The sequence below is a fragment of the Phaeobacter sp. SYSU ZJ3003 genome (assembly GCF_041300735.1).
Taxonomy (GTDB): domain Bacteria; phylum Pseudomonadota; class Alphaproteobacteria; order Rhodobacterales; family Rhodobacteraceae; genus Phycobacter; species Phycobacter gallaeciensis_A.
The window spans coordinates 22,419-34,290 of record NZ_PXNU01000051.1; the positions used below are offsets into that span (position 1 = coordinate 22,419).

Annotated in this window: 7 protein-coding genes and 1 pseudogene; all 8 read right to left on the reverse strand. The window is 60.4% G+C overall.

Features of this window, described 5'->3' with window-relative positions:
* Position 1: 1 nt before the first annotated feature.
* Entirely contained in the window at positions 2-301 is a 300-nt protein-coding gene (locus C6W91_RS17110; RefSeq protein WP_274830717.1) for a PAAR domain-containing protein, read from the reverse strand.
* A gap of 17 nt (positions 302-318) precedes the next feature.
* Complete coding sequence (locus C6W91_RS17115; protein ID WP_274830718.1) at positions 319-927, reverse strand: hypothetical protein; 609 nt, start codon at positions 925-927, stop codon at positions 319-321.
* A gap of 9 nt (positions 928-936) precedes the next feature.
* Positions 937-3,048: a type VI secretion system Vgr family protein gene (locus tag C6W91_RS17120; protein ID WP_274839921.1), complete on the reverse strand. Its 2,112-nt coding sequence runs from the start codon at positions 3,046-3,048 to the stop codon at positions 937-939.
* A gap of 63 nt (positions 3,049-3,111) precedes the next feature.
* Complete coding sequence (locus tag C6W91_RS17125) at positions 3,112-5,487, reverse strand: type VI secretion system contractile sheath domain-containing protein (RefSeq protein WP_274839962.1); 2,376 nt, start codon at positions 5,485-5,487, stop codon at positions 3,112-3,114.
* Between the two features lie 1,545 nt (positions 5,488-7,032).
* Positions 7,033-7,527 (reverse strand): annotated as a pseudogene (tssB, locus tag C6W91_RS17130) (type VI secretion system contractile sheath small subunit); the annotation flags it as partial.
* Complete coding sequence (locus C6W91_RS17135) at positions 7,520-8,377, reverse strand: ion transporter (protein ID WP_274830720.1); 858 nt, start codon at positions 8,375-8,377, stop codon at positions 7,520-7,522. The gene C6W91_RS17135 and the pseudogene tssB, both read right to left, overlap by 8 nt.
* A gap of 31 nt (positions 8,378-8,408) precedes the next feature.
* Positions 8,409-9,647, reverse strand: a complete 1,239-nt coding sequence (locus C6W91_RS17140; RefSeq protein WP_274839922.1) for a hypothetical protein — start codon at positions 9,645-9,647, stop codon at positions 8,409-8,411.
* Between the two features lie 90 nt (positions 9,648-9,737).
* Positions 9,738-11,872: type VI secretion system ATPase TssH (tssH, locus tag C6W91_RS17145; RefSeq protein ID WP_370571179.1), on the reverse strand; the 2,135-nt coding region annotated here is incomplete at its 5' end.

Genomic DNA, 11,872 nt, shown 5'->3' on the forward strand with positions numbered 1-11,872 from the left:
ATTATCCTCCTACAATCACTGTCACCTGCCCCATGGTGATCATGCCACCACAGGCCGCGTTATCCAGAATGCGGGCGGCGGGCAGATTGTTGATCAGTACCGTCGCCGATCCCTTGATGATCGGATGCGGTGGGGCGGCCGTGCACATGTCGCTCATCCGGGCAGCAGGCAGGCCGCCGACCAGAACGGTCACGGCGCAGGGCGGCAGAATCGGTGTCGGCACCGGCAGCACCGGTGGCGGCGGCGTCGATGGCAGCATGCAAGCATGCAGATCGGTCACGCGGGCCTGGGGCATTCCCATGTCAAACCACCTCCTCGTTACACTTCTTCAGAGGCCGCCGACGTGGCAGCCCCCTGACCATTGCCGCCGCGCGCAATATCCAGCGCTCGGGCGACCAACACACGGCCATGTTCTTCAAACCTATCAGACAATTGGCCCAACGCTACCATATTCATGGCAAAAGCGGCCGCCTCGGAGGCCCCGGCCGGCGCGGGATACTGACGCAGATCGCCCGGCCCCAAGGTGCCATCGGCATAAAGCACCGCCAGAGCACAATTGACCGTGTCATCATCCACATAGGCATGGTCCAGCGTGATGCGCGCCGCATCGCGGTTTTCCTCGCTCGGGTCCAGAACCCAGGCTTCGGAGGTGGTCAGTGACGGCGGATCCTTGGGCGAGCGTGGCCCGATATAATCACGCGCGGCAAGGCAGGCCCACCAGACCCGCTCCCGCGGCGGCAAAAGCACGGCAAGAAGACGCAACAGGTCCACCAAAGCGCCCTTGTCCGCCAGTTCTTTCAGCACCGCCGGGGCCGTTGCGGTCGGCGGAGACTGTAACGGGGTCTTCAGCAGAACATTCGCCCGCGACAGCAGCTTGGCGACCGGATCGGCGGGAAGCTTTTTCAGATCATCATAGTTTTCCGACATCGTTCCCACCTAGTTGATCAGCGTCAGGCCGCCCTTGAGGGTCAGCATTGCGTCGCCTTTGACCGTGGTCATCGGCGCCTTCGCCTCGACCATGCCGGAGCCTTCGATCTTGATCATCGGGCCCTTGATGGTGACACCCGAATTGTCGATCTTGACCGAGGATCCCCCCACCTTGAGCAGGATTTCCTGTCCCGCCGACATCTCGATCTTCCCGGCCGTCACATCCACAGTCAGATTGCCAAGCGAGACCGTTTCGGAGTGATTGCCCTTGGCAATCGTTTCGGTCAGGTTGCCGGTGTCCACATCAAGGGTCATGTTGCCCTTCTGGATGGTTTCAGACTTGTCACCCGTCTCCACCAGTTCCGTGCGATCCCCAGATTTCACGGTTTCTGTCATGTTCTGCTTGACGGTCATCGCAAAACTTTTCTCGTCCGTGCCCGGCGCATCCGGATCAGGCGCATCCAGCCCCACCGTCACCGCTGAGCGATCCTTGACCAGCATCTGGTGATCCTTCTGCGCCTGAACACGCATCAGCTCCTCGCCGGCTTTGTCCTCGAACATCAGCTCGTTATAGCCGCCGCCGCCCTTGGACGAGTTGGTCTTGATCCCCAGCTGCGTCTGATCGTCGGGATATTTGTAGGGTGGCATTGTGTCGGAATTATAGAGCATTCCGGTGCAGATCGGGCGGTCCGGATTGCCGTCCTCAAACTGGATCACCACCTCCTGACCGATACGCGGCACTGCCACCATGCCCCAGTTCTTGCCAGACCAGGGCGTGACGACGCGCACGAAACAACAGGCGGTTTCGTTCTTCTTGCCCTCCCTGTCCCAGTGAAACTGAACCTTGATGCGGCCATATTCATCGGTCCAGATTTCCTCGCCGCTTTGCCCGACAACCGTCGCGGTCTGAAGGCCCGGCACCTCGGGCCAGGGAGTCGCCAGCGGGGCGCGGAACTGTTCCTGCTTTTCGATCGCGGAAAAGGTCGAAGCATAGGCGTCGCCTGCGACCTCTTCGGGGAAATCCATGTTGCGGGGTTTCACGTCCCGCCGCATCTCGCCTTCCTTGGCGGCGTCGCTCTTGCGGTCTTCCCTTTCGTTGTAATCCCCTGCCACCTGCAGATAGTGGATCGTATCCACCACCAGATATTCGCCATTGGCGTCACTGTCCGGGTGATTTTTCAGAGTAAAGGTTCCACCGGTGCCAAGGGTGCGCACGCTGGAGGCACCGCGCCAGCGTTTATGAGCTATCGCTTCGGCTTCCATCCGCACCCGGGCCAGTTTTCCGCCCAGGCCGGTGTCTTTGCGGTGGTGGCCCTGATAGTCGTAGACCTCGTAATCCTTGTGGCTGTGATTGCCGCGGGTGATCGAGTTATTGACCTTGAGATCCGCCATGGGTGAGGTGAAATCGAAATCATTCAGCGTCACCTTGCCTCGGGTCAGCGTTTCCTCGCGCGTCCATTCGGCAATGTGATCCTCGCGGCGGCGATCGCGATCATCGCGGGCATGGAATTCGATGGTCGATGAGCCGTTGATCGGGGAATGCCCGCTGATCCCGTCACACAACACAAGGCTTTCGGCAGAATTCTTGTCCTTATTGCTGTCAAAGTAGAAATAAATGCCTTCCTCTTCCATCAGGCGGCACAGAAATGCGTAGTCCGTTTCCCGGTATTGCAGGCAGTATTCCCGCTTTTCGTATGAATCGCTGAGCCGGTCGCGAAAATCGCTGAAACCATATTCGCTAAAGATCTGCTTGATGATGTCGACCGCCGACAGGTTCTGGAACACCCGACTGTCAGAGGTGCGCGTCAACAACCAGAACCAGGGCCGGACCTCGGCCACATAGTGACCATAGCCGTCCCGGAACCCCATGTTTTCAACCGAGATGCACAGGCCGGAAAACTTCTGGTCGCTTCCATCTGCCGTTGTCACATGCAAGTTCAGGGTCTGGCCAACGATCTCTTCCAGTTTGACCGCCTTGTTCTTGGACTGAAACGCGACCGTGGTTTCGGTCAGCTTGCTCAACCCTTCGCGCACGATGGCCCGTTTCAGGTGCAGGTCCCGGGCGCTGTAGCTGCCCGACATCCAGACCATATCGCTTTCATGGGCTTTGCTCTCAACCATGGCGGCTCCTTTCACGAATGAAGGCCAGAGCGGACCCAGCCCGCCTTATGTCCATCCGAAACATCATAAATCATCCAATAGCGCGGCAAGATCGGCATCCATGCCATCGTCGTCGCCGCTGTCCTCATCAATATCTTCAAAAGACGCCAGCAAATCATCGAGATCGCCGCCGTCGTCGCCACCCGTATCAAGATCAAGGTCTTCGAGCCCCAGATCATCAAGGTTCAGATCGTCATCATCGCCACCATCTGAACCGGGAGCGATATCCTCGCCGCCTGCGGCAGATGCAGCCTTGCGCGGATCGGGCGGCGAAGGTTCTGGGGCGGGCAGGCCGGTCCAAGGACCTAGGATTTCTCCGCCTTTCACCGACTGGAAGGAGGTCAGACGCAACTCGTCCCGTCCCTTGACCGCTGCAATCGCCATGAAGCCACGCTCATTGGCCATGGCGATCTTGTCCAGATCGATGTTGCGTTCGGTACAGGGCAGCGCCACCTGATCGCCAAACCGGTCATTCACATAATGATAGGGCATGCCGCCAAGGCTCATGATGCTGCCCAGCTGCATCGCAGCGCCATTGGCCTTGAAGGAGCGCGCCAGCAGAATGGCGACCAGAACCACCGGATTGGCCCAGAGCATCCCGCGCAGCCCCTCGGCCTCGGTAAACTCCTCAAAATCGAACTCGTAGATCGGATCGCTTTTGGCACCATAGGGGCGGCGCAGCAGGAACCGGGGGCTGACGAGGCCCAAATGCCCCGCTTCGGACATGCCCTGCAGGGTGTCCCAGGCCTCTGCCACAAGTTTCGGGCGTTCCTTTTTCGGCACCGCCAGGAAGGCGGGCGACATAGCGGCAAAGAAGGGCGCATCCACATGCGCAGCGACCCGCGCAATCCGGCCCAAAAGCTCCGCATGCGGCGGGGTTTCCTCGAAACCATAGAGACCAATCAGCGCCGAATAGCCGCCACGCCCGTTTTCCTCGTCCAGTGGTTCCTCGGTCAGAAGGCGCGCAAAACCGCTTTGGGTCAGATCATCGGCGGCGGCCAGATCCGCCGCCAATTCCTCGGCCGAAACGTCATACAGCATGACCTCAAGACTGTCGTCGACCTCGACCGAGCGCGCGATCAGATCCAGCGCGCGCCACTGCGCTTCAACTGATTGGAATTCCGGATGATGCAGCACCAGCCGCATCGCATCAGACAGCGCTTCGTCCACCGCCACCTGCATCGCCGCCGCGTCCGGATCTGGCAGCGCACGGATATGTGGACCAACGATACGGGCCAGCATCTCCTCGACCGGAGAGGCTTGCCGCAGCGCATTGCCGGTATCGCCGATCAGTTGCTGGAAGGCGCTGAGCCGCCGGTCCGCGGGCACCGAACTGCCTGCCGAGCGGGTTTTCGGCGCATGGGCGCGGGTGCCGTGTTTCTCCGCCCAGGCGCGCAACGTCGCCGCCGCATGATCCGCCGTGGCGCCGCTTTGCAACTGTTTGCGCAGCCCCACGAGTTCAGAAAACAGCGCAACATTTTCAAACAGCTCATCCGGGTGCAGATCGTCCAGCGTGCCCAGCTTGACCGCGATGCCTGCGCCATCCTTGCCGATGGGCAGCACCAGTTCGGTGGCAAAGCTTTCGATCACATCCTCGACCGTATCGGGATCCAAGAGAACCGCTTTACGCGCAGCCAGGGCATCGCCGGTTTCGACAATACCGCGCGCCGCCCGGCCCGAAAAATCTCCGAACAGCGCCAAGCGGAAGCGTTTTCTCACCAATTTCTGCGGCTCAGGACGGTCTGCGGAGAGGGTTCCAAATGCGAATTCCGGGTCCTTGTCAGCCTCGGCTTCCGCGGCTGCCGGAGGGGCCACCTCTTCTTTGGCTGTCTCATCTGCCGTGAGATCCCCCAGAAGATCATCCAGATCGTCGCCGCCTGCGTCCTCATCCTCGCTGCCAAGCCCGGCCAACAGATCGTCAAGATCATCATCGTCGGCCGTATCCGCAGTTTCCTCACCCGCCAACAGGGCATCCAGATCATCACCCGGATCATCCAGATCCGTCAGAAGAGCGTCGAGGTCATCGCTATCCTCAGCTTCATCTGTGATTTCATCAGGCTCTTTTTCCTCGGAAGCTTCGTCACCCAAGCCTGCGAGCAGGCTGTCCAGATCATCCTCATCTGCATCGTCGCTGGCGTCTTCTTCGAACCCGGTCAACAAATCATCCAGATCATCGCCCGCCGCTTCCTCTGCCGCCTCTTCGGCTTCATCGGAGTCGTCCGAAGTCTCATCCGCGAGCAGAGCATCCAGATCGAAATCCGCATCACTCGGCTCTGCCTCGGACACCTCCTCATCATCGTCCGCCAGCAAAGCGGCAAGGTCATCGTCCGGAGCGTCATCCGGCTCTTGGACCTCGGTCGCATCCTGCAAGAGGGCTGCGAGATCGTCCTCCTCCTGCATCTGATCTGCCTGCCCTTCAGGCTCTTCATCTGCAGTCAAATCACCCAGAAGATCGTCCAGATCACTGTCCTCATCCGCTGTCTCTTCAACCTCGTCGCTCAGACCCAGATCAGACAGGATATCATCTGCATCGCCTTCTTCCGCGTCGTCGCCGCCGACCCGATCCTCTTCAGAGATACCACCCAGAATGTCATCAAGGTCGGGATCAGCTTGCTCGCTATCCCCTGTCTCGACTTCCGCCAGAGAATTCAGCGCGTCCTCCGCTGTATCACTTGCCTCTACCGCGTCGGTTTCCGGCTCGGCTAGCCCTTCCAACAGCGCCGCAACATCATCTTCCGGCGCTTCGGTTTCTGAAACTTCAACTGACGCAAGGCTGCTAAGGGCTACCACTTGCGCAGTGTCTTCGCCTTCTGCCTCTTCGTCATCGGGGCTATCGCTCAGGCCGAGATCCGACAGGATATCATCCGCTCCCCCTTCGTCCGTGTCGTCGTCGCCAGTCGGCTCCTCTTCGGAAATGCCGCCCAGAATGTCATCGAAATCGGGGGCGTCTTCCTCGCCCTGGCCTGTCTCGATTTCCGCCAGAGACTGCAGCGCGTCTTCCGTTGTATCGGCTTCCTCTACCGCGTCGGTTTCCGGCTCCGCTAGCCCTTCCAGCAGCGCCGCAACATCGTCCTCAGGCGCTCCACTGTCTGAAACCTCGATTGAGGCAAGACTGCTGAGAGCTTCTGCCTGCGCCGTCTCCTCCTCCGCGTCGCTGGTATCCTCCGGCACGCTCCCGAGGATATCTGCCAGCGTGTCTTCTTTTTCCTCCTGCTCCGGCGGTGGCGCGGCGGTGGTCAGGGAATCAAGGGCTTTCAGTGCCTCCTCTTCGTCGCTGTCAGGATCCGTCTCTTCCGCCGAAGCCAGGCCGCCAAGGATATCGCCGACATCGTCCTCAGCAGTGTCCTCTGGCCCGATGGCCGTCAAGCTGTCCAGCGCGGCCAGAGCCGTATCCGGCGTGTCGCTGTCTTCGGTTTCGGGCAGACTGTCGAGCGCGGCGGACAGATCGTCCTGCGTCTCTTCCTCTTCTACCGGGGACTGCGAAAGGCCCTGCAACACCTGCGCCGCGTCGTCTTTTTCAGGTGGCGTTGCCGTGTCCGTCGCCTCAATACCTCCGAGAACATCGTCGATGTCAGGCCCGGCATCCTCAGCGGCAGGTGCAGTACTTGCGATCCCGGCCAGAACATCGGTCACCGTGTCAGACCCCGGGTCCTGAGATGGTTCTGACCCCGCCAGATCCTTCAGGACATCCGCCGTCTCGTCCTCTGCTGGTTCTGCCGCCGGTTCACCCGTCGCAAGACCTTCCAGGATACCGGAGGTCGCATCCGCCTCGTCCTGTTCCTCAGGCGCCTGCCCGCGCAGACTGTCCAGAACACCCTCGGACCCGTCCTCAGTTTTTGCCTCTACCGGGGCCTGGCCCGCCAGATCCGACAGGATATTGCTGCTTTCATCCGCGGCTTCCTCGGGCAGTTCTATGCCGCGCAAAGATTCAAGGGCCGTCTCTTTGTCGGCGGAGGGTTCGGAGGCCGACACTGCCGCCAGCAAGCTGGGCGTATGCAGGATCTTTTCGATCAGCGCCTCGGCCCCGGATTTGCCATCCATATAGGCCATCAGGTTTTGCAGCTGGGTGCGCGCCTCCAGCAGCGGGCGCAGCGCGTCCACCTTGGCGGCAATCGCGCCGGGTGAAAAATCCTTCATGCTTTCGAAAGTCAGATCGACCGACAGATTGCCCTCGCCGGTCAGCGTGTTGGGCACCGAAAAGGCGGCGCGGGGCGCCAGCGCCTTCATCCGCGCGTCGAAATTGTCGACATCGATCTCCAGGAATGCCCGGTCCGCCACCGACGGCTGCGGCACCTTCGATTTGCCCGTCAGATCCGCCATCACCCCCATGACAAAGGGCAGCTGAACCTTCTTCTCCGCGCCGTAAAGCTCCACATCATATTCAATCTGAACCCGGGGCGCGCGATTGCGGGCAATGAACTTTTGTGAGCTGTCAGCCATCCCCGCCTCCTTTCAGCGCCGCCAGTTCATTGCGCAGCACTTTGATCTCCTGATGCATCTCCAGAACATGTTCGTCGATCACATCAGTCTCCCGGCGCACCAGATCGCGCAGCTGTTCGAATTCGGCTTCCGCCTCAGCCTCCACCGCGGACTGCATGGTATTGACCAGAAGACCGATGAACAGGTTCAACACCGAAAAGGCGGTGATGACGATAAAGGGCACGAAGAACGACCAGGCAAAGGGGAAAACCTCCATCACCGGACGCACGATCCCCATCGACCAGCTTTCCAAGGTCATGATCTGGAAGAGGGAGTAGAGCGACCGCCCCAGCGTGCCGAACCATTCCGGGAAAGCCGCGCCATACATCAGCGTTGCCATCACCCCAAAGACGTAGAAGACGATCGAGATCATGACGATCACCGCGCCCATGCCCGGCAAGGCATCCAGAAGCGCCTGCACCACAGCCCGCATCTGCGGAATGACTGAGAGCAGACGCAGCGCCCGGATCACCCGCAACCCGCGCAGAGCCGACAGCCCCTGTTTGTCCGGCAACAGGCCGACGCTGACGACCAGCAGGTCAAAGATATTCCAGGCCGAGGCGAAGAACCGGAATCCATAGGCGAAGAGTTTCAGCGCCAGTTCAGCAACAAAGATCCCCAGCACAAGCCGGTCGATCCCATCCAGCAAACCGCCAATCTGGGCATCGACCGATTGTGAGGTGCTGAGCCCCAGCGTCACCGCGTTGAAGATGATGACACCCAGGATACCGTTGGTCACCGCAGGGCGTTCCACAAAAATGCGGGCGCGGGCGCGCAGCGTCAAACTCTCTTCGTGGTCTGCGGTACTCAACGTCTCTTCTCCTCTCGCTCTTTGGCAGGCGTCAGGCCGCCGCTTCCACCACGTTATCGACCAGCCCCTTGATGTCCTTGATCGCATCGAGGACGCCCTTGCCCTCTTCCAGGATGGTCAGTTTCTCCAGCTCCTTGATCTTCTGAATGGTGGTACGGTCGTCGATCTCCAGACCGTTGCCCTTCATCACCTCCTGAATTTCAACGAGAAACGCTTCGCGCTCAGCCAGCTTCTTGTTCATGGCAGAGCCGGCCCGTTTCAGGTCCATGCATTTCGCGCCGATCTTGACCCCTTCCTTCAGGGTCCTGTTGGACTTCATCGCCTTCATCAGCTTGTCGGCGCTGGCGCCCAGTTTGTCAGCGCGGTGGCGGGTTTTGGTGGTGTGTTCACGGTAGGCCACGCGGGCCTTTTCCACATCGGCAAGGTTGCTTTTGATCTTCTTCACCGAGAAATCCATCATCTTTGCGGCGATGGATTTCAGATCACGCCCCTGGGTGACTTCCTCTCCGGCATCTTTTGCGGATTTCAGCGCTCCCTTGATCGCGGCCATCGGTTTGGAATAATCGAGATTACCCGCGATATCGCCAAGTCCCTGCCGGTCGATTGCCTGCTGCACCGAGGTTTCCCGCAGTTTTAGAAAGGCAGCGAGCCCCTTTTGCAGGTCCTTGCGCAGCTTGGCTTCGTTCTTCAGCTGCTGATTGATCTCAAGACCCAGTTTGGCCACCTCGACCACGATGGTTTTGTAGGAGGTGATCTCGGCCCCCGACGTGGCAATCAGTTTCGCCACAGAGGCGCCGATCTTGATCACTCCAAGGCTGCATTTGACCGTAGTCTTGACCCGCGCCTCTTTCAGCAGCTTGTCTTTCTGCGCCTCGGCTTTCAGCGTCTTTTCAACCGCCTTCTGGGCTGCCGGTTCGGCCGAGGCCAAGGCGTTCTTGATGCTCATGTTGGAGTCAGCGATCATCTGCTGCGCCGCCGCCACGTTCTTCTTGGTCGGCTCCTGCATCAGCTCGCCGATCTTCTTGTCGAGCCGGACCGCCTCTTCCTTGATGATCTTCTCGTAATCCAGCATCACCGCCTCGGCGGCCGCTTTCAGACGGTTCATCGCCGTGCTGGGCACCTCTTTGGGCTTTGACAGCTTGCCGGTGGTCGTGACCTCGATCACCACATCCGCGCGGTATTTGGGGATTTCCAGATAGATCAGCTTTGGTTTGCTGCGAACGATATCGATGATTGGCAGCGTTGCCTTTGTTACTGTCGTCTTTGCCATCTCAAGATCCTCACTGATTAAATTGCAGCCCCGTCGACCGCTGTTTCCTACTAATTACTTGTGCCGGTTCACCCGGCACGCTTTGCGCCCCTATTCGAACGCGTATGAGAAGGCGTCATCCGCGATGTCGATCTCAACCTTGCTCACCTCCCGGCCCTCCATCAGGCGGCGCAGGAATTCGTTCGAGATGTCGGGCAGCATACTATTAGTGACGATGGCGTCGATCATCCGGCCACCGCTTTCCAGCTCCTGACAACGCTCGACGATCTTGTCGACGACCGCATCCGAATAAGAGAACGGCACGCTATGCGCTTCCTCGACACGTTTCTTGATCCGACCCAGCTGCAGCCGGGTAATCTCTGCGATCATGTCGGGGCTGAGCGGATAATAGGGGATCGTCACCAGACGCCCCAGAAGCGCCGCCGGAAAGATCTTCAGGAGCGGATCACGCAACGCCTTGGCGATGCCTTCGGGTTCCGGCATCAGATCCGGATCGGCGCACATATCCATGATCAGATCGCTACCCGCGTTCGAGGTCAGCAGGATCAGCGTGTTCTTGAAATCGATCACGCGGCCTTCGCCGTCCTCCATCACGCCCTTGTCAAAGACCTGAAAGAAGATCTCGTGCACGTCCGGGTGGGCCTTTTCGACCTCATCCAGCAGCACCACCGAATAGGGCTTGCGACGCACCGCCTCGGTCAGGACGCCGCCCTCACCATAGCCAACATAGCCCGGAGGCGCGCCTTTCAGCGAGCTGACCGAATGGGCCTCCTGATATTCGGACATGTTGATGGTGATGACATTCTGCTCACCACCATAAAGGACCTCGGCCAGCGCAAGCGCCGTTTCCGTCTTACCCACACCGCTGGTGCCGGCCAGCAGGAAGACACCGATAGGTTTGTTCGGGTTGTCGAGGCCGGCGCGGCTGGTCTGGATGCGCTTGGCAATCATCTGCATCGCGTGATCCTGTCCGATCACCCGCTTGGCCAGATGCTCTTCAAGCGACAGGATGGTGGCGATTTCATCCTTGACCATGCGCCCCACCGGGATGCCGGTCCAGTCCCCCACGACCGAGGCCACCGCCTGATGATCGACGATGGGCAGGATCAGCGGGCGGTCGCCCTGCAGCTCTTCCAGTTCCGCGTTCTTCTCCTTCAGCTCCTGCATCAGGGTGGCGCGGATTTCCTCATCCAGCGGGCTGTCACCGGCGTCTTCAACTTCTTCGGCAGGCGCATCCACCGGCGCGGCGCCCTCGCGCAGCTTGGCGCGCAGCTCAAGGATCGCCTCAACCACGGCTTTTTCCCGGTCCCACTGGCCTTTGAGTTCCGCCAGGCACTCTTCCTCGGCGACCTTTGCGGCGGCCACAGCCTCGCGCCGCGCGGCAACGTCATAGCCGGCGGTTTCGTCGCGACCGATGATCTCCAACTCGGTGGTCAGCGCCTCGATCCGGCGCTGGCTATCGTCCACCTCGGCCGGGACTGCGTGCTGGCTGACCGCCACACGGGCGCAGGCCGTATCCAGCAGGCTGACGGATTTGTCCGGCAATTGCCGCGCCGGGATATAGCGCGCCGACAGGGTGACCGCCGCTTCGATCCCTTCATCCAGAACCTGCACGCGGTGGTGTTTCTCCAGCATCGAAGCGATGCCGCGCATCATCAGGATCGCCCTGGGAATGTCCGGCTCATCCACCTTCACCACCTGGAAACGGCGGGTCAGCGCGGGGTCCTTTTCGATGTATTTCTTGTATTCCGCCCATGTGGTTGCGCCGATGGTGCGCAGGGTGCCGCGCGCCAGGGCGGGTTTCAGCAGGTTGGCCGCATCGCCGGTGCCCGCCGCGCCCCCTGCCCCGACCAAGGTGTGGGTTTCATCCACGAACATCACGATGGGCGTGGGGCTGGCCTGCACCTCGTCAATCACCTGCCGCAGACGGTTTTCAAATTCACCCTTCATGCTGGCGCCGGCCTGCAACAAACCCACGTCCAACACCAGCAGCCGCACATCCTGCAAGGCGGGCGGAACATCACCGCGGGCGATGCGCAGCGCGAAGCCTTCGACCACCGCGGTTTTGCCGACGCCTGCCTCCCCGGTCAGGATCGGGTTGTTCTGGCGCCGCCGCATCAGGATATCGACGATCTGGCGGATTTCCTCGTCCCGGCCGACGATCGGATCGATTTCCCCATTCCGGGCCTGTTCGGTCAGGTCGGTGCAGAATTGCTCCAGCGCCT

What these genes read in the sequence shown, in the direction of transcription:
- C6W91_RS17110 (WP_274830717.1), bottom strand. Translation starts at nt 301, where the DNA reads ATGGGAATGCCCCAGGCCCGCGTGACCGATCTGCATGCTTGCATGCTG.
- C6W91_RS17115 (WP_274830718.1), bottom strand. Translation starts at nt 927, where the DNA reads ATGTCGGAAAACTATGATGATCTGAAAAAGCTTCCCGCCGATCCGGTC.
- C6W91_RS17120 (WP_274839921.1), bottom strand. Translation starts at nt 3,048, where the DNA reads ATGGTTGAGAGCAAAGCCCATGAAAGCGATATGGTCTGGATGTCGGGC.
- C6W91_RS17125 (WP_274839962.1), bottom strand. Translation starts at nt 5,487, where the DNA reads ATGCAGGAGGAGGACGATCTCGCAGCCCTCTTGCAGGATGCGACCGAG.
- C6W91_RS17140 (WP_274839922.1), bottom strand. Translation starts at nt 9,647, where the DNA reads ATGGCAAAGACGACAGTAACAAAGGCAACGCTGCCAATCATCGATATC.